This window comes from Oscillatoria sp. FACHB-1407 (assembly GCF_014697545.1).
In the GTDB taxonomy this organism is placed as follows: Bacteria; Cyanobacteriota; Cyanobacteriia; order Elainellales; family Elainellaceae; genus FACHB-1407.
On record NZ_JACJSA010000018.1, the window covers coordinates 16860 to 33320 of the forward strand.

The 16461-nt window shown below is 48.5% G+C and carries 23 protein-coding genes; 13 read left to right on the forward strand and 10 right to left on the reverse strand.

Annotation, left to right across the window (positions count from 1 at the left end; all coding sequences use genetic code 11):
* Positions 1-13: 13 nt before the first annotated feature.
* Complete coding sequence (locus H6G89_RS24370; protein WP_190511335.1) at positions 14-202, reverse strand: hypothetical protein; 189 nt, start codon at positions 200-202, stop codon at positions 14-16.
* A gap of 51 nt (positions 203-253) precedes the next feature.
* On the opposite strand from H6G89_RS24370, the gene H6G89_RS24375 reads away from it, so the two are divergent.
* Positions 254-1414 (forward strand): alpha-D-ribose 1-methylphosphonate 5-triphosphate diphosphatase, encoded by a 1161-nt coding sequence (locus tag H6G89_RS24375; RefSeq protein WP_190511337.1) that lies wholly within the window; start codon positions 254-256, stop codon positions 1412-1414.
* An 11-nt stretch (positions 1415-1425) separates the two neighbouring features.
* Here H6G89_RS24375 and H6G89_RS24380 read toward each other — a convergent pair whose 3' ends face one another.
* A complete protein-coding gene (locus H6G89_RS24380; RefSeq protein ID WP_190511339.1) occupies positions 1426-2064 on the reverse strand; it encodes an adenylate/guanylate cyclase domain-containing protein in 639 nt (212 codons plus the stop codon).
* Between the two features lie 58 nt (positions 2065-2122).
* Between H6G89_RS24380 and H6G89_RS24385 the strand changes: the two genes are divergently transcribed.
* The 5 genes from H6G89_RS24385 to H6G89_RS24405 all read left to right on the forward strand — a co-directional run bounded on the left by H6G89_RS24385 (position 2123) and on the right by H6G89_RS24405 (position 5892).
* On the forward strand, positions 2123-2713 hold the full coding sequence (locus tag H6G89_RS24385) for a hypothetical protein (protein WP_190511341.1): 591 nt from the start codon (positions 2123-2125) through the stop codon (positions 2711-2713).
* Between the two features lie 432 nt (positions 2714-3145).
* Entirely contained in the window at positions 3146-3691 is a 546-nt protein-coding gene (locus tag H6G89_RS24390) for a phosphonate degradation HD-domain oxygenase (RefSeq protein WP_190511344.1), read from the forward strand.
* Complete coding sequence (locus H6G89_RS24395; protein WP_190511346.1) at positions 3688-4149, forward strand: GNAT family N-acetyltransferase; 462 nt, start codon at positions 3688-3690, stop codon at positions 4147-4149. The genes H6G89_RS24390 and H6G89_RS24395 overlap by 4 nt, the downstream gene beginning before the upstream one ends.
* A 406-nt stretch (positions 4150-4555) precedes the next feature.
* Positions 4556-5251 carry an HAD-IA family hydrolase gene (locus H6G89_RS24400; RefSeq protein ID WP_190511349.1) on the forward strand — a complete coding sequence of 232 codons (696 nt, stop codon included), beginning with the start codon at positions 4556-4558 and terminating at the stop codon, positions 5249-5251.
* Complete coding sequence (locus H6G89_RS24405; RefSeq protein ID WP_190511351.1) at positions 5248-5892, forward strand: class I SAM-dependent methyltransferase; 645 nt, start codon at positions 5248-5250, stop codon at positions 5890-5892. The genes H6G89_RS24400 and H6G89_RS24405 overlap by 4 nt, the downstream gene beginning before the upstream one ends.
* Positions 5893-6360: 468 nt before the next feature.
* On the opposite strand, the gene H6G89_RS24410 is transcribed toward H6G89_RS24405, so the two are convergent.
* From H6G89_RS24410 to H6G89_RS24435, 6 genes are all read right to left on the reverse strand, one after another.
* A complete protein-coding gene (locus tag H6G89_RS24410) occupies positions 6361-6504 on the reverse strand; it encodes a hypothetical protein (protein ID WP_190511353.1) in 144 nt (47 codons plus the stop codon).
* A gap of 17 nt (positions 6505-6521) precedes the next feature.
* On the reverse strand, positions 6522-7349 hold the full coding sequence (gene phnE, locus H6G89_RS24415; RefSeq protein WP_190511355.1) for a phosphonate ABC transporter, permease protein PhnE: 828 nt from the start codon (positions 7347-7349) through the stop codon (positions 6522-6524).
* Positions 7350-7525: 176 nt separating this feature from the next.
* Positions 7526-8578, reverse strand: a complete 1053-nt coding sequence (gene phnD, locus H6G89_RS24420; protein ID WP_190511357.1) for a phosphonate ABC transporter substrate-binding protein — start codon at positions 8576-8578, stop codon at positions 7526-7528.
* Positions 8579-8660: 82 nt separating this feature from the next.
* Positions 8661-9485 carry a phosphonate ABC transporter ATP-binding protein gene (phnC, locus tag H6G89_RS24425; RefSeq protein ID WP_190511359.1) on the reverse strand — a complete coding sequence of 275 codons (825 nt, stop codon included), beginning with the start codon at positions 9483-9485 and terminating at the stop codon, positions 8661-8663.
* A 207-nt stretch (positions 9486-9692) separates the two neighbouring features.
* Positions 9693-10415 carry a phosphonate metabolism transcriptional regulator PhnF gene (gene phnF / locus H6G89_RS24430; RefSeq protein ID WP_190511361.1) on the reverse strand — a complete coding sequence of 241 codons (723 nt, stop codon included), beginning with the start codon at positions 10413-10415 and terminating at the stop codon, positions 9693-9695.
* A 74-nt stretch (positions 10416-10489) separates the two neighbouring features.
* Positions 10490-11815 (reverse strand): PhoH family protein, encoded by a 1326-nt coding sequence (locus tag H6G89_RS24435; protein ID WP_190511362.1) that lies wholly within the window; start codon positions 11813-11815, stop codon positions 10490-10492.
* A 323-nt stretch (positions 11816-12138) separates the two neighbouring features.
* Here H6G89_RS24435 and H6G89_RS35875 point away from each other — a divergent pair, with 323 nt between their 5' ends.
* Positions 12139-12264 (forward strand): hypothetical protein, encoded by a 126-nt coding sequence (locus H6G89_RS35875; RefSeq protein ID WP_255519500.1) that lies wholly within the window; start codon positions 12139-12141, stop codon positions 12262-12264.
* A gap of 104 nt (positions 12265-12368) precedes the next feature.
* Here H6G89_RS35875 and H6G89_RS24440 read toward each other — a convergent pair whose 3' ends face one another.
* Positions 12369-13010 carry a Uma2 family endonuclease gene (locus H6G89_RS24440; RefSeq protein ID WP_190511363.1) on the reverse strand — a complete coding sequence of 214 codons (642 nt, stop codon included), beginning with the start codon at positions 13008-13010 and terminating at the stop codon, positions 12369-12371.
* Positions 13011-13226: 216 nt separating this feature from the next.
* Between H6G89_RS24440 and H6G89_RS24445 the strand changes: the two genes are divergently transcribed.
* The 6 genes from H6G89_RS24445 to H6G89_RS24470 all read left to right on the forward strand — a co-directional run bounded on the left by H6G89_RS24445 (position 13227) and on the right by H6G89_RS24470 (position 15569).
* Positions 13227-13412 (forward strand): hypothetical protein, encoded by a 186-nt coding sequence (locus H6G89_RS24445; protein WP_190511364.1) that lies wholly within the window; start codon positions 13227-13229, stop codon positions 13410-13412.
* Between the two features lie 2 nt (positions 13413-13414).
* Entirely contained in the window at positions 13415-13678 is a 264-nt protein-coding gene (locus H6G89_RS24450) for a hypothetical protein (protein ID WP_190511365.1), read from the forward strand.
* Between the two features lie 88 nt (positions 13679-13766).
* A complete protein-coding gene (locus tag H6G89_RS24455) occupies positions 13767-14141 on the forward strand; it encodes a toll/interleukin-1 receptor domain-containing protein (protein ID WP_190511366.1) in 375 nt (124 codons plus the stop codon).
* Between the two features lie 229 nt (positions 14142-14370).
* Positions 14371-14610, forward strand: coding sequence for a hypothetical protein (locus H6G89_RS24460; RefSeq protein ID WP_190511367.1), 240 nt, complete (start codon positions 14371-14373; stop codon positions 14608-14610).
* A 4-nt stretch (positions 14611-14614) separates the two neighbouring features.
* Positions 14615-15271: an NUDIX domain-containing protein gene (locus H6G89_RS24465; RefSeq protein WP_309230093.1), complete on the forward strand. Its 657-nt coding sequence runs from the start codon at positions 14615-14617 to the stop codon at positions 15269-15271.
* A 61-nt stretch (positions 15272-15332) separates the two neighbouring features.
* The gene (locus tag H6G89_RS24470) at positions 15333-15569 is read left to right on the forward strand and encodes a hypothetical protein (RefSeq protein ID WP_190511369.1); all 237 of its coding nucleotides are present in this window, start codon (positions 15333-15335) and stop codon (positions 15567-15569) included.
* A gap of 30 nt (positions 15570-15599) precedes the next feature.
* Here the strand turns inward: H6G89_RS24470 and H6G89_RS24475 are convergent, their stop codons facing one another.
* Entirely contained in the window at positions 15600-16034 is a 435-nt protein-coding gene (locus H6G89_RS24475; protein ID WP_190511371.1) for a hypothetical protein, read from the reverse strand.
* Between the last annotated feature and the right edge of the window lie 427 nt (positions 16035-16461).

Genomic DNA, 16461 nt, shown 5'->3' on the forward strand with positions numbered 1-16461 from the left:
CTCCATCAACTATTTACCATTGACCATTGACCATTAACTCCTGACCCCTGACCACTGACCACTGACCATTGGCTCCTAACTCCTGACCATTGACCATTGACCATTGACCATTGACCATTAACCATTGACCATTGACCATTAACTCCTGACTCCTGACTCCTGACTCCTGACTCCTAACTCCTGACCCCTGACCATTAACCACTGACTATTGACCATTGACCATTAACCATTAACCACCAACCTTTAGCCCTTTATGGACAAACCTTCATTTGCAAAACTTGCCCTCCAGGGTGCAACGGTTTTAACTCCATCTGGATGGTTCCCCGATGCTACAGTGCTCATTGAGGATGGTCAGTTTGTCAGCATTGACCAGCAGACCAAACCCAGCGGTTACGTTGCGATCGATGTGACTGGATTCAACCTGCTACCGGGCATAGTCGATATCCACGGGGATGCGTTTGAGCGGATGATTTGTCCTCGTCCCGGAGTCAACTTTCCCTTAGAGATGGCGATCGCCGAGAATGATCGCACGCTCCTATCAGCAGGTATCACCACTTTTTTCTACTCCGTAACAGATTCCTTTGAACCCGGTCTGAGGAGCCGAGACACCGTGCGGCGAGTCCTGGAGATTGTGTCGGATAAACAGACTGGATTGCAAGTGGATAGCCGAATTCATGTGCGCCATGAGCAAGCAAATACGGCTGACCACAAGGAATTATGTGACTGGTTAGAGCAGGGTAAGATTCAGTTGTTATCCCTCAACAACCACCTGCCTCCGGCAACGGATGATGAGACGCTGATCCGCTATACCAAAGGGCTACGACAACGGATCAAGTTGTCGGATGCTGAGATTCGATCGCTGATTGAAGCGGCAATGGAGCGGCAAGAAGAAGGGTTGCACCAGGTTGAACATCTGGTGAAGGTCGCTCACCAGAACCAAATTCCCGTAGCCTCCCACGATGATGAAACCGAGGTAGATGTGGCGTTGAGCGCAAGGCGGGGAGTGGCGATCGCAGAGTTTCCGGCATCCATTCCTTTAGCAAAGCGATCGCAGGAGTACGGTGCAGCGGTGTTGATGGGTGCCCCTAACCTGGTGCGGGGTGGCTCCCATGTGGGCTACATGAGTGTGGCAGATGCGGTTCAGGCAGGTGTGGTAGATTGCCTCTGTTCCGATTATCACTATCCCTCGCTGTTTAACGCTCCATTTAAGTTGGCATTGGGGTTGATGTCCTTTGAGGCAGCGTGGAAACTGGTGTCTACCAACCCTGCAAAAGCCGCAGGTATTGGCGATCGCAAAGGTTCCATTGTCCCAGGTCTGGATGCAGATTTTCTGCTGGTCAAACCCGATCGCTCACTGCCATCGGCGATCGCCTCCGTTTACATCAAAGGACAGGAGGTCGCCCGATATAGTTAATCAAATGAAGGCTACTCTAATGCGTAGCTCACTTTAAATGCGCCATTTGCCCCCGGAGGAATGGTATCAATCCGCTCTAAACCAATATCTGACATGGTTTGTACACGCTCAACTACCGAATCGGTTACTAAAATTTCCCAGGCTTTTGCCGTGTCTTCTCCCAATTTACTAGCGGCGTTGACCTCTGCTCCAAACACATCCTGTTCGCCGATGGTCAAAATCCTGCCGTAGCCAATGCCCACACATGGGAGAATTTTTTCAGCATCAATTTTGTCCTGGTTATAGGCTTTAGCCGTTCGCTGCATATCGATCGCACACTGTAATGCTTTAACGGGCTGACGAAAGAGGACTAGCATACTGTCGCCTTCCATCTTGATGAGGATACCGTCGTGTCTATCAATGCAGGGAGAAAAAATTCTTTGAGATTCGTAAATGATTTGCAGAAAATGAATAATGCCAAATTCTGCGACAAACCGCGAAAAACCCGACAAATCTGTAAACAACACTGCCCATTTTTCACCAAACAGATCCCAAATTCGAGCATCAATCTGTTCCTTATCGGCTCCGGGGGTGAGGCGTTCTTCAATCAAGTCTGACAGCCGAGACAAATATCCACTGGGATAAATTTTTTGAAAGTATTGCACAGACATACATCAACTCTCACTCTAGTAAATCCATCATTCGCTGCTCAATGCATCCCACCCTGTTATGTCTAGCCAATTTATCATCTATGCCTGTCCGATTGGAGAACTTGCCCATCAGCTAGAGCAGTACTTTGATCACAGCCTGCGCCTATGTGGACGCAACACTGCCCACAACTACATGCCCCACTGCACCCTAACAGGCTTTTTTAGGGACGATGAAACGGCGATTCCTGTTTATTTGGAGGCGATCGCCCAATCCCTCAGGCAGGCTTCACCCCCTCCTGATCCCGTCATCACTATCACAGGGATGACCTTTCACCCTAACTGGCATGGGTTAGAGCTTCAGTCTGACTGGGTGAAACAGTTAATTCAGCAGGTTGCACAACGGGTGGTTTCTCCAACGCGAGCGGAACCTCTCCGACTCAAGGATTGGTTACACCTCAGCCTCGCCTACGAATTTGCTCCAGAACATGCCGAAAAACTCACTCACCTGGCTCAAAGTTATGTTGATGTGCGATTACCCCAAAGGGGGAACTGCTTCGCACCGCCTGTGAACTGGGAGTTGCGCTTTTATCAGCGGCATTTTGATCAGACCTGGATCTGTCATCGGGCTTGGTCAATGGTCAATGGTCAATGGTCAGTAGTTAATGGTTAATGGTCAATGGTCAATGGTCAGTAGTTGATGGTCAATGGTCAGTAGTTAATGGTTAATGGTCAGTGGTTAATGGTTAATGGTCAATGGTTAATGGTTAATGGCCAATGGTTGATGGTCAATGGTTGATGGTTAATGGTTGATGGTCAATGGTTAATTGTTCAATGAGTCATAGCAGTGAGCGGAATTCGGTACTGCTGATCCAATCTATGAATTTTGGAGGGCGTTTCGCGAAACGTCCGTACAGCATTAGTCAGTTTTTCAGAATCATACTTACATCCAGCAACGCCCAGACATCTATTGTTAACAGTTGATAGGACTAGGTTTAAGACCTTAGTGCAACCTTTAGAACTGTGCTCTGTTAACCATTGACGATTGACTACTGACTACATAACTCAAACCTCAAAATTCACAACTCAAAACTCAAAAATCCCTATGACTTACTCTCTAGCAAAAATTTTAGACATCTTAACGGCAAAAGGTGGCGCACAGTATGGGCGTGAAGCCGTCAGCCAACTGGAACACGCACTGCAATGCGCTACATTAGCGGAATCTGCTAATCGCTCTGCCGAACTCATTTCTGCTTGTTTGCTACATGATCTGGGACACTTGATTCACGATTTGGGTGAAGATGTTGCCGATCGCGGCATTGACGATCGCCACGAATATCGCGCCATTCCCGTGTTAGCAACACTCTTTAGCCCTGCGGTTACAGAGCCCATTCGTCTACACGTCGAGGCAAAACGGTACTTGTGCGCCGTTGACCCCACCTACTGGGATTCGCTCTCCCCTGTTTCCAAACACAGCTTAGAGCTACAAGGTGGGGTGTTTTCACCGGAAGCAGCGGCACAGTTCATCCAACAGCCCTATGCTAAAGAAGCGGTGCAGTTGCGCGTGTGGGACGATCGCGCCAAAGTCCCCCAAGCGGCAACCCCTGATCTGAACCATTTTGTCCCGATTCTCAACCGTTGCCTGTTATGAATCTCGCCTATCGCACCGCAACCTCTGCCGATTTGCCTCTGCTGAACTTTCTCTACGCAGCGATGGACGACAAACCCCTATTGCCCAATGATCAGATTGCCGAGATTTTTGCGGCGATCGCCCAGGTTCCCAATTACAGCATCTATCTCGCTAGTCTGGCAGATGAGCCACACTCACACCCCATCGGCACATTTAGTTTGCTGGTAACACCAACGATGATGCACCGAGGATTTCATAGATCTGCCATTTTGGACTCAGTTACAGTTCACCCTGACTATCGCAATCAGGGTATCGGCAAAGCCATGATGCAAAAGGCATTACAACTCAGCAAAGAAGCAGGGTGTTACAAAGTGACCCTGTCCTCCAATGTAAAACGCGATCGCGCCCATGCCTTTTACGAATCGCTAGGATTCAAACAACATGGTTGGAGTTTTAGTTATCTGTTGTCAAACCATTAGTTCCTAACCATTGTTTATTGTCATCGTAGAGTTAATCGTCAATTGTTCATCGTCAATCGTCAATTGTTTATAGCGTCAACCCTTGATCCCTCCCTTCTGACTCCTGCCTCCTAGCCATTGACCATCGACCATTGACCATTAACCATTAACCATTAACCCTTAACCACTGACCATTAACCATTGACCATCAACCACTGACCATTAACCACTGACCATTGACCATCGACCATTAACCACTGACCATCGACCATCAACCATTGACGATTGACCCCTGACCACTGACCATTAACCATTGACCATCAACCATTGACCATTAACCATCAACCATTGACCATTGACCATCGACCATTAACCACTGACCATTAACCATCAACCATTGACCCCTGCCCCCTTCTCCCTCTTCCCTATGCCTGATTACAAACCCATTACTCATATCATTTACGACTTAGATGGCTTATTACTGGATACAGAATTTATCCACGCCCAAGTCAATCAAGCGATCGCCAGTCAATACGGCAAGGTGTTTGACACCTCCATTCAAAGCAAAGTAATCGGTCGCATGGCGGCAGACTCAGCCCGCATCATTATCGACCTGTTAGAGTTGCCGTTGACCGTTGAGGAGTTTGTGACACAAAAAAATGCGCTCATTTACGATCGATATCCATTGGCGCGTCCCATGGCAGGTGCAATGGAGCTAACGCAACACTTTCACCAGCACGGCATTCCTCAAGCGATCGCCTCTAGCTCAACTCAACGCCCCTTTCAAGCCAAGACCACTCATCATCGGGAGTGGATGAGCCTATTTCAGTGTGTGATTTTGAGTGATGATCCTGCATCACCCAGAGGCAAACCTGCACCCGACTGTTTTCTTGTTGCCGCCGAAAGACTGGGCACAACCCCTGATCAGTGTTTAGTATTTGAGGACTCGATCGCTGGAGTCACTGCTGCAAAACGGGCTGGAATGTCGGTAGTGGCGGTGCCTGCGCCTTACGTTGATCGTGGTCTATTGCAGGAAGCAGATGAAATTTTCACTTCCCTCGCCGAGTTTCAACCCGAACCCTGGCATTTGCCGTCCAAACACTTCATGCCCTCAGCCCTATGACCCAACAAGTTGAAAGTCAGATAGAAGCAACCGTCCGACAGCAATATAACCAACTGGCAAAACGGTATGATCGCCGCTGGCGACAATATATCAACAACACGCTGATATTCTTCAAAGACTGGATGCGCCTTGCTCCTGATGCGATCGCCCTCGACATCGCCTGTGGTACAGGGGAGTTAGAGCGTTTATTGCTAACTCAAAACCCACACCAACCAATCACAGGCATCGATATTTCTAATGAAATGTTGATCCAGGCACACCAGAAATTGAGCCGTTTTCCCAATGTAACCTTTCAAGTTGCAACGGCGCGATCGCTGCCATTTCAAGATCACCAATTTGATGCTGTTTTCTCAGCCAATGCATTTCATTACTTTGACCAACCCAACCTGGCGTTAAGAGAGATGCAACGAGTCTTGAAACCTGACGGTAGATTGTTACTCCTCGACTGGTGCCGCGACTCCTGGACGTGTCAATTGTGCGATCGGGTGTTACAGTGGCTAGACCCGGCACACAAACAGTGTTACACCCAGGCAGAACTTCATCACTTGCTGACCTCAAATCAGTTTCACATTGTGCGATCGCAAAAGGTGCGATTTGGATTGATTTGGGAGTTAATGGCGGTTGAGGCAGTGATTGGTTAATGGTCAGTGGTCAAGGGTCAATCGTCAATCGTCAATCGTCAAGGGTCAGTGGTTAGGGGTCAAGTGCCGGAAGTCAGGAGGAAGGGGTCAAGGATTGATGGCGATGAACAATGGACGATGAACCACTGACGATGAACAATGGACAATGGACATATGGACTCTATAGTAGGCAACGATTAGTGGTTAATGGTTTAGGGCTTACGCACTTGAAGCCTAAACTTTTTGCTCCCCTTGCCTGCCTTAAACAGGCCACTCTTCACACAGATCTCTGCTTTCTTCCAAGGCATGGTTGTTTCAAGCGTGTGAGAACCAGGCATTGGGGGAGACTCCCCCAAACCCCCTAGCAGAAGGTGTTTCGGTTCACCCAAAGACGCGCTTCGCATCGGTTCCAAGTGCGGGTGTTTCTGGTTGGGCCAAGCCCCTTATCAAAGGCTCAAAGTTCCCCAACCATTAACCATCAACCATTGACTATTGACCATTAACCATCAACCATTGACCATCAACCATCAACCATTGACCATCAACCATTAACCATTGACCATTAACCATTAACCATTGACCATTGACCATTAACCATTGACCATTGACCATCAACCATTGACCATTGACCATTAACCATCAACGATTCACTAAACCAACTTTTGGCGAATCTTGGCAGAAACCGTATCAATGATGGAAACCGACACAATCAGGATGATGAGAATCGCGCAGACTTGAGGATATTTGAACGACCGGAAGCTCTGATAGAGCGAAACGCCGATTCCGCCTGCACCAACAATTCCCAACACAGAAGCGGATCGGACATTTGCCTCAAAGCGATAGAGCGTGAAGGATGTCCACAACGGTAACACTTGAGGAATCACCCCAAAAACAATTTCCTGTAACTTACTGGCTCCTGTTGCCCGAATGCCTTCGACCTGCCCCGGTTCGATCGCCTCGATCGCCTCAGAAAACAGTTTCCCAAGCGTTCCAGCCGTGTGAACGAACAGAGCCAACACCCCAGCAAAGGGTCCCAGACCCACTGCAACCACAAAGATCAACGCAAAAACAACTTCATTGATCGCTCGCATCGCATCGAGAATTCGCCGGATCGGAAACACAATCCAGTTAGGGCAAATATTTTCAGATGCCAGGATTGCCAGCGGCACACCCACGATCGCCGCTAACAACGTACCCCAGATCCCCATCGAAATCGTCTCCATCGTGTCTTGCAGATAGAGCCGCCAATTATTGAAATTCGGGGGGAAATAGCGAGTGATATATTCCACCATGTTGCCGCTACCCTCAGCCAGTTCACCAAAGCTCAGATCGCTCTTGATACCGGAATAGATCAACAGGGCGATCGCCGCAATCAGATAGACAATGCGAATGGGGGTGATCAGCTTCTCCTCCCGGTCTAGCATCTCTTTGACCGTCAGGGAGGTAGTTGGGGATGTTAAGGCAGATTTATCTGACATGGTTTTAGACAACGGGTCGAATGCAATCAATGAATCGATTTCATTGGATCTTGAATTTCTGTTAGGAAAGCCAATGGTCATTGCCATGTTCAATGAACAGCTGACTAATGACCATTGACTACCACTACCAACTATCGAGCGTGAACACCGAGAGATGGATGCTTCAGCAAAGACAATTACTGCAATGCTTCTAGCTTCTGATTGAGTTCATCCAGTTGGGTTTGCTTGTCAGCTTCGCTCAGGTTTGCGTCATTCTGCACTTCCAGAATGTCCTTTGCGATTTCTAACTCACGAATGGTATTCCATTGGGAGTCTTCTGCTTCAACAAACTTAGACCAACCCAGAGGTTCCAGAACCGCTGCATCTGTGTAGCTGTAGAAGAAAGTGCGGATTTCTTCTTTGAGGCAGTCGGGCAGATCATTGCGGTAAGCGATCGGATCACTGGGGATGATGGGGGAAGTCCAGATGATCTGAACTTTTTCGCGTGCAGCTGGATCAGATTCCTCCAATCGCAACAACGATTCACTGTTGTTTGTAGCAACATCCACCTGATTGTTTGCAACCGCTTGAGCCGTTGCTTCATGGCTACCTGAGAACAGCAATTCTTCAAAAGCTTCGTTGGGGTTAACACCGTTCTTAGCGAAGACGTAGTAGGTGGGAACCAGGAAGCCAGAAGTGGATTCGGGGTCGTTGAAAGCAAAGGTCAGATCAGCCGCATTTTGAATGACGTACTGGTCGCCATCTCCCTTTTCAACGTCAATATTTTGCAGGATGGGGTTATCGACGTTTGTGATCAGGTGGGAGTAGTAGCCCTGAGTGCCATCAGCGTTAACGGTTTGAGCAAATACTTCAGCATTAGACCGCTCTGCTGCCTCGATGTAAGCCTTGCCACCATACCAGGCGATTTGCAATTTGCCTGCGCCCATGGCTTCGATCACACCTGCGTAGTCTGTGGCATAAAAACCAGTCACAGGGCGACCGATTTCAGCTTCCATTGCATCCAGGAAAGGTTCCCAGAGGGGCTTTAGATTTTCCTGAGATTCAGTTGAGATAATGCCAAACTCAATTTCAGGAATTTCTGCTGCACAAGCTGCACCTTCAGCCGCAGGGCTAGCGGAATCAGCCGAACTCGTTTCCTGAGATGGCGCAGTGCAGCTAGCCAACAAGCCTGCCGTCATCAAAGCAACCGTTGCTGTAGCAGTCGATTTTGTGAACAGTTTTTTCAACATAGCGTTCCCTCGTGAATAACTGAGACGAATAACCAACGTTGTGTGAGAAATACGAACGCTTTAGCTCGTGTAAAGCAACGCTTTAGTGAACCAGTGCCTCACCGTGTCCAGACAGCACTAATTCCTCAGCGGCTGAGCCATAAATTTGATTGAGTCGGGTGTTGTCCAGGTCAGTTGTCTTGCCGTCAAACCGGACTTCTCCACCCTGGAGCGCGATCGCCCGTTCAAAGTAGTGCCGCACCATTTGCACCTGATGCAGTGAGGTGATGACTGTGATGCCATGCTCTCGGTTGAGATAAACCAGCAGTTCCATCACCTTACGGGCAGATTCTGGGTCGAGAGAGGCGATCGGCTCATCCGCCAAAATAATCTGCGCCCCCTGCATGAGACAACGAGCGATCGCCACTCGCTGCTGTTGCCCACCCGACAACTCCGAGGCACGTTTGTACGCCTGGTTAAGAATCCCGACTCGCTCCAGTGCTGCCAGTGCTCTCTCTTTATCTTCCTTGGAAAACCAATGGAGAATAGACTTGATGGGAGAGACATTAGCGAGATTGCCCACCAACACATTCTCAATCACCGTCAAACGGCTCACCAGGTTGAACTGCTGGAAAATAAAGCCAATCTGGCTGCGCAACTGCCGCACTTTAGAGTGCATCTTGCCATCTGCCTGAATGGGCGTCCCAAAGATCTCAATCATGCCACCATCTGCCTGATGCAGACCGTTGAGCGTACGCAGCAAGGTGGATTTACCAGAACCAGACGCTCCTACCAGAGCAACTCGTTCACCCTTTGCGACCGCAAAGCTAACCTTTTTGAGGACATCAATTTTGGTAGCCTGTTTGACCTTAAATGACTTCGTTAAATCTCTGATTTCAACCGCATTGGGCGTTAGATAGCTTTGCATAAACTGCTGGTGCAATGTCTTTGTGGGGCAAGAAAACCAGATTGTGGAATCGTGATTGACCTGCAAAATATCTAGACATCTGGACTTTTTTGCATTGCTAATATCCTCTGGTATCTACCTTAAGTAGCAAGAAAGTTCAGGTTAAGGTTTCCTCATGGTTACTTTAGATACCACCAGCGATTAGTGATGAACTGAGCCGTGCTGAATTTAAATGATCTCGTTTTCAAAGACCAACTCCATGCGATCGCCCCGAAACCGTGTCACACCGTATTCAATCACCTGCTCCTGTTGATCGACATTGATCGATTCTGTTAGCAGAATGGGGGCGTTGAGCGGCAATTCCAGAAGTTTTGCGTCGTTGGGTTGCACCATACGGGCAGAGATGCGCGTACTGCGACGGATGTGGTCACAGCCATATTCTTGCTGCAATAGACGAGAGATGGATTGATACTGTCCCCATTGGTCAGCAAAGTGAGGGAAACGAGCCGCAGGAAAGTAGCTGGTGCCGACACTGATGGGGCGATCGTCTGCAAAGCTCAGTAATTCTAACAAAATCAAGCTACTGCCCACGGGTAACTCCAACCGTTTTGCCAGCGATGGATCAGCCGGGATCTCCGCCAGGTGTAACAACTTACGGCTGACCTTTAAGCCCTGGGCTTTTAAGGCTTCGTTGTAGCGAACCCGCTTGCCGATGGGATAGGTAATCGGTGCAGAGGCAACAAACGTGCCCCGCCCGCGATCGATTCGCACCAACCCCTCATGCCGCAAAATCTCAATAGCGCGTCGCAACGTATGGCGGTTGACTCCAAACCGAGCACTCAACTCAGCTTCGGTCGGCAATTGATCACCCAGTTGATAGATCGCATCTGAAATGTTGCGCCGAAGCTCGTTGGCAATTTGCAGATATAGGGGTAACGCCTCTTGAGTCATGGACGAGACTAGCAAGCAATGGAACGGTGCCGTTACTAACCTATCGTGACCGATAGTTAGAACACAGGACAAGTTTACAAAAGCGTGGCGGCTCGTTCTGCCAGGGGCGATCGCTCTCCTTTTAATAGGGTGATGTGTCCCGCCAACGGCTCGCCCTTAAACCGTTCTACCACATAGGTTAAGCCGTTACTCGCCGCATCGACATAGGGGTTGTCAATTTGCTCCAGGTCGCCTGTGAGAATAATCTTAGTGCCCTCACCCGCCCGCGTCAAAATCGTCTTGACTTCATGGGGAGTTAGATTTTGCGCCTCATCCACAATCAAAAACTGCTTGGGAATGGTGCGTCCACGAATGTAAGTCAGCGGCTCAATCTGCAAGAAACCCATCTCCATCAGTTCTTCATAGCCACGACGGTGATACCGGGGCTTATCCGCCTGGTCTTGCGTCCCCAAAATCAGGTCAAAGTTGTCGTACAACGGTTGCATCCAGGGAGTCAGCTTCTCATTCACATCGCCCGGTAAAAAGCCCAGGTCACGCCCCATCGGCACCACCGGACGAGAGATCAGCAAGCGGCTGTAGAGTCGTTCATCTGCCACTTTGTGTAACCCAGCAGCGATCGCCAATAGCGTCTTCCCTGTCCCTGCTTTGCCGACCAGTGTCACCAGTTGAATCGAGTCTCGTAACAACAACTCCAGCGCAAATTTCTGCTCACGGTTCCTTGCTCGAATGCGCGATACACCGGATGGTGGCAGTTGGTTCAAGGCAACCACTTGATGCGTAACGCCATCCACGATTCCCAACGCCGTATGGGAGGGATTGGTCGCATCCACCAGCGTCAACGCCTCATTCGCCAGAAACTCACCGTCAATGCTGATGGAACCCTGCTGATAAAACTGCGTAATCGTTTCCGGTGACACCAGCGTCTCAGCCGTACCCGTGTACAGCTCATCCACATCCACCTTGTCACTTTCGTAGTCTTGCGCCAACAAGCCCAAGGCATCGGCTTTGATCCGCAAATTGGTGTCTTTGCTGACCATCACCACCGGAGAGTCGCTTTGCCGTTTTAGTTCCAGTGCCAACGCCAAAATCGAGTTATCGGCGCGATCGCCCTCCAACTCCGCAGGCAATTCCTCCAATGTCTCCCGATGACAGAGAGCCACCCGCAGCGTTCCACCCCCTCGCATCTCAATCCCATCAGTCAAGTGCCCATGCTGGCGCAACATATCAAGACTGCGAGAAACCTGTCGGGCGTTTCGACCTGTCACCTCTGGTTGTTTCTTGAAGCGATCGAGTTCTTCAACAACGGTAATCGGCAACACCACATCATTGTCTTCAAACCTCAGCATTGCCGTTGGATCATGCAACAACACATTGGTATCGAGGACAAATATTTTCTTCATGCGTAGACTCTCCAGCAGCCAGAACCCTAGACCCTTTGACTATCAGTGCCTTGCAGGATCTCCAGCACTGACTCAGTCACTATTGGATGTCCTTCAAGCGTGAAACCCTTATTTTACGGGATGGTTTCTCCATATTGTTTAAAGATTGTTGGAAATGAGGAGTAGAGGAGTGAGGGAGTGGGAGGATGAAAGGCAAAAGAGGCTGTTGCAAAAGTTAGCGTTTCTGAACTGTATTCAGAGCGACAATAGAGGTGTGAAATTGGTATCTCAGCCTCCTTGATCTGGATTGAGTGACTTGAGAACCACCGCATAAACGGGAGGGAATGATGTTTCCTACACTAATCCGCCCTAACCCAACGTTAGAAACAATTGTGCAACTTTGTGCCCTGGCATTGGCGATCGCCCTTTGGTGGCTGGTGTTTGCCTATCCCATGCCAATTGCCTGTTAACCCCCATTGACCATTGATCATTAACTTATTGACCATCAACCATTGACTACTGACTATTGACCATTGACTACTGACTACTGACTACTGACTATTCACCATTAACCCTAAGAATCCCTATCACTCAATCGCTGTTTTAAGTCACGAATAGCCGCACTCGTGTTGCGATCGTACGCCAATTGAATGCAGCGATCGATGATGCCCTGAATATCGACTTTCGGGAAAAAACGGCTTTGGCTCTGCAAGCTATAGACCTCTCCAGCCAGTTGATGAATACGAAGCTGATTCTTTTTAAACAACCACACCTCAGGAACTCGATAGGGCAAATAATCCTCTACATCCGAGTAGCTCGTCACATCAATCTCCAGCACCAGATCTGGTGGTGGATCAACGCGCCAATTAATTCGCTTTTTGCCTGCTACCGCTTCCCAGTTATTGATGTAAAAGCAATAGTCTGGCTCGATTCCACTTTCCTCCGGTAATTCCATCGTCACTGGAGTAAAAGCATCATACTCCCGCTCGTCATGATCTAGCAGAGTTGTAATCACAGCAGCAATCACATGAGCGTCTTTCCCATGCTGAGGTAAGGGAGACATTAACAACACTTCTCCATTGCGATACTTGAGACGCGGAATCGACCCATCCCCCCGTTGTCGGTTCAGAGCTTGATATTCATCCCAGGTGGCAGGCAGTCGCACGACAGACCCTGGTGGCAATTGAATTTTGTCAGGTGAGACGAGGGCAAACATAGCAGGGATGCTCTCTTGATGAATCTCTCTATTCTAATCGGTGTGATTTGGGCGTTGCGAAGCAGTTCCCCCTCTGGGGTAATCGCCTCTCCAGTTCCTCTTGATGGTCTCACTAAAGCTAAAGTACTCGGTTCAAGCGGAACCCTTACCTTATTAAGAATCGCGTCTACCCTAACTCTCAACTAAAATTTCCTTTATGAGGTAATTTTTAACCGCATGGGTAAAAAGAATCACAAAAAAGCAATCCGTAGTTTGACTCAACGAGTTGCTGAGCATCAGGAAAAGATTAGATTGGAATATGACAAGGAAAACCCAGATGAGGGATTAATTGCACATTGGGAAAAGGAAATTCGTGCGTTTGAGAAGGGTATTCAGCAAGCTCAAAAACGGTTAGGGAGGTAAAGATGCAAATTAGCGATCGCCCCATTGCAATTACAAATCCTACTTTGAGGGGGTTAATTAAGGAGTTAGGCAATGAATGCCGCAATGTCACGGCTTTGATTAATCAACTTCAATTGCCACACTTAACCGCAACACAACAAGCCGAAATCTTAGCTGAACTTCTGTCTGCTACGATTCATCTTCATGTTCATTGTGACGACGAATTCCAGGAGTTAATCGCTAACGAAATGGAAACGTTGCCCGATGACGACGAAACAGATGAATAGCGATCGCCCTGAAGAAAATCTCCTTAACCTCTAATGAGATGATATAGAATGAGGCAAAAGAATTATCCACATCTCACCGGAGGAACAGGTGGCAAACCCAGCCATTCGCGTGTTTTACTCCTATTCTCGTCAAGATCGAGAGATGTGCGATCGCCTGGATGAGCATCTGTCCCATTTAAGACGCAGCGGCAAAATTGTGCCCTGGTGTGACCTGCAACTGGAACCCGGTAGCGAGTGGGAGAAAACGCTGCTGGAGAAACTAGAGACAGCCGATATTATTCTATTGCTGGTCTCTGCAAGATTTTTGGCATCTGACTATTGTTCTAACACTGAGTTAAGACGGGCGATCGATCGCCACAACAGTAGAACAGGCAAGATTTCACCAAGAACTACAGCAAGCATTAGAACAACAACAGATATCGAATCAACAATCTGCCTCAACTCCATATGCATCTCTGCCTAGTAACTATGCATCTTCACAACGGAGACAAACTCATCAATTCCCCTGGAGACGTTTACCTTGGTGGTGGTTAGCTTTCTCTATATTGGGATATACCGTTACAGGTAGTGTTCTTTCTTTCACGGTTGCTCCTTGGTGGCTATGGATTTTGACTGTGGCTTGGGTTGTGACTGGGACTGTGGCTGGGACTGCGACTAGGGCTGGGGGTGAGACTGGGGCTGGAGATAGGGCTGTGGCTGTGGCTTGGGTTGTGGCTTGGGTTGTGGGTGTGGCTGCGGCTAGGGATGCGACTTGGGCTGTAAGTGTAGCTGTGGCTGGGGCTGAGGCTGGGGCTGGGATTGAATTATTAAACTATTTCAATAAGCTGCAAACTTTTCTGATTTTGAGTGGAGTTTCACTTGGAGGGTTGGGGTTGGGGTGGCTGATTGGAGCAACTCTTCAGTCGATGGGAGTTGAGCTTCCATCAAGGTAGGTCAGTGAGTTCAGATCTGCGACTTCTCCAAGAAGTCGCAGATCTTTGCGAGAAGGGGCAATGCGAAGCAGTTCCGAGAAGGGGCGATCGCCCTGTTATGATTGCCACAGAATCGGTAAGCCTGAGCCAAGTCATGAATCCAGATCAAGTCATTTTTAGTACCAAGTGGTTTGTTATCCGCGAGAGTTCCAGAGGGTTTCAATACTTTGAGCGCAGGGGCAAAGACTCAATTGGCGTGTTTCTGGTTAGAAAAAGGACTGAGGCTCCGGGACACTATGATGTGCTGATTCGGCAACAACCCTTGTGCATCGACAACACCGAAATTGACGGTATGTTGAAGCTATTTCCCTGTCCTATCACAGGGGCGATCGAAGAAGGGGAATCACCAGAGGTGACTGCCGTTCGAGAAGCCTACGAAGAAGGGGGATATACCATTGAGGTAAAATCTCTGGGGCACTATGTTGTCGGTACTCAAACGAATGAAATTTGCTATCTCTATTACGCTGATGTCACAGGGGTAATTCCCGATGATCCACCCCAGGATGGCAGTTATTTTGAGTCAATTAGCCGCAACGAATGGCATCCGTTAGACTATCTGAAATCCTGTGATTACTCGGCTTGCCAGATTGGATACACCCGATTGCAAGAAGTTCTTCCTTAAAAAATAGAATGATTAACAGTGCTTGTTTGACTGTTGATTATTAAAAGGGGAACGTTGAGCTATGCGATGTGCAGTGATTAGTCGGGCAGGGCAAGTTTTAGCCAATGGCTATTTAATGCTTCACCGCGAGGAAGATGGTGAACTGCGGCTCGACCTGCGAACAGACGGGGGGCGATTACTCCAGGGTGGGTTGATTGGCGACGATGGAGATATGACTGCCGCTAGCCAAGCCCTGTTTCGCCAGTTCTTTGAGGTCTGGGGTATGAGTGATGTCACGTTGAACGTCACGATTCGGTAGAAATGGGCCGTACCTTCTACCTGTGATTGGTTAGCCTCGGCGGTTGGCAAACCGACCTGGGGAGACGTTATTGGCTTGGTCAAAATAGGAGCGGAGCACTCGTCGGCTTAAGGCTCTGCCCAACCCTGACCAGGCTAAGTAGCTAATAAGGAATGTGAGAATTGCCGCGAAAACAAGGGATGGCAGAACTGGAACACCTAAAATTTCCAGTCCAGATGCAGCTGCTATACAAATACCACCCATGACACCTGAAAAGGGCAAAATCACTTGCAATCTACCGCCTTTAGGCAACGAATTGGGTGAGAAATTTTTAGCCCAGTAATCCATGCGTTGTCGAACAACGATCGCCAGGGGTAATGCACAGGCAAGAACAATCAACAAACCAGCCACCAATAAAAAATAGGGAGGCTCAGGTCTAGCTGTTGCGAGGTTATTAAAATCGTCTAAAGAAATTAACCAATCCATTAGCTTTAAAGTCAGTAGAAGGACAAAAAAAGAACTTTCGGGGCTTAACCCAGGGGAGATGTTTTCCCAGCTTTTATAAAGTTGTTTAACAAGACAATATCTCTCGGTTCAGACTTGATTTCCCCTGCTCTTTAATTAGGGGGATGCTAAGGGCGGGGGGATCTCCAAAGGTTAGTCATTATCCAAGAAGTATTGGTTTAACGCGGGTGAATGTAGCGTGAAGAATCAGTAGACACCAGCTAATTGCGTACCTTCAGTTCCGTAATTCAGCCAAACTCATCTCAATCTATAAACAGCTTCATTGCACTGCATGAAAGTGCAAATTTACTCTAGCCCAAGAGTCAATTTGTGAACTAAAAATGTGGTGCTAAAGAAGGGGGAGGTATTAAGCCATAGGGTTAACTTTTTGCAGATCAAGATCGCTTGA

Coding starts and splice junctions, on each gene's coding strand:
- phnF (WP_190511361.1), bottom strand. CDS start 10,415: ATGACTCAAGAGGCGTTACCCCTATATCTGCAAATTGCCAACGAGCTT.
- H6G89_RS35875 (WP_255519500.1), top strand. CDS start 12,139: ATGATGTTTCCTACACTAATCCGCCCTAACCCAACGTTAGAAACAATT.
- phnE (WP_190511355.1), bottom strand. CDS start 7,349: ATGTCAGATAAATCTGCCTTAACATCCCCAACTACCTCCCTGACGGTC.
- phnD (WP_190511357.1), bottom strand. CDS start 8,578: ATGTTGAAAAAACTGTTCACAAAATCGACTGCTACAGCAACGGTTGCT.
- H6G89_RS24435 (WP_190511362.1), bottom strand. CDS start 11,815: ATGAAGAAAATATTTGTCCTCGATACCAATGTGTTGTTGCATGATCCA.
- H6G89_RS24445 (WP_190511364.1), top strand. CDS start 13,227: ATGGGTAAAAAGAATCACAAAAAAGCAATCCGTAGTTTGACTCAACGA.
- H6G89_RS24450 (WP_190511365.1), top strand. CDS start 13,415: ATGCAAATTAGCGATCGCCCCATTGCAATTACAAATCCTACTTTGAGG.
- H6G89_RS24385 (WP_190511341.1), top strand. CDS start 2,123: ATGTCTAGCCAATTTATCATCTATGCCTGTCCGATTGGAGAACTTGCC.
- H6G89_RS24440 (WP_190511363.1), bottom strand. CDS start 13,010: ATGTTTGCCCTCGTCTCACCTGACAAAATTCAATTGCCACCAGGGTCT.
- H6G89_RS24380 (WP_190511339.1), bottom strand. CDS start 2,064: ATGTCTGTGCAATACTTTCAAAAAATTTATCCCAGTGGATATTTGTCT.
- H6G89_RS24470 (WP_190511369.1), top strand. CDS start 15,333: ATGCGATGTGCAGTGATTAGTCGGGCAGGGCAAGTTTTAGCCAATGGC.
- H6G89_RS24400 (WP_190511349.1), top strand. CDS start 4,556: ATGCCTGATTACAAACCCATTACTCATATCATTTACGACTTAGATGGC.
- H6G89_RS24410 (WP_190511353.1), bottom strand. CDS start 6,504: ATGGTCAATGGTCAATGGTTGATGGTCAATGGTCAATGGTTAATGGTC.
- H6G89_RS24405 (WP_190511351.1), top strand. CDS start 5,248: ATGACCCAACAAGTTGAAAGTCAGATAGAAGCAACCGTCCGACAGCAA.
- H6G89_RS24395 (WP_190511346.1), top strand. CDS start 3,688: ATGAATCTCGCCTATCGCACCGCAACCTCTGCCGATTTGCCTCTGCTG.
- H6G89_RS24390 (WP_190511344.1), top strand. CDS start 3,146: ATGACTTACTCTCTAGCAAAAATTTTAGACATCTTAACGGCAAAAGGT.
- H6G89_RS24475 (WP_190511371.1), bottom strand. CDS start 16,034: ATGGATTGGTTAATTTCTTTAGACGATTTTAATAACCTCGCAACAGCT.
- phnC (WP_190511359.1), bottom strand. CDS start 9,485: ATGCAAAGCTATCTAACGCCCAATGCGGTTGAAATCAGAGATTTAACG.
- H6G89_RS24375 (WP_190511337.1), top strand. CDS start 254: ATGGACAAACCTTCATTTGCAAAACTTGCCCTCCAGGGTGCAACGGTT.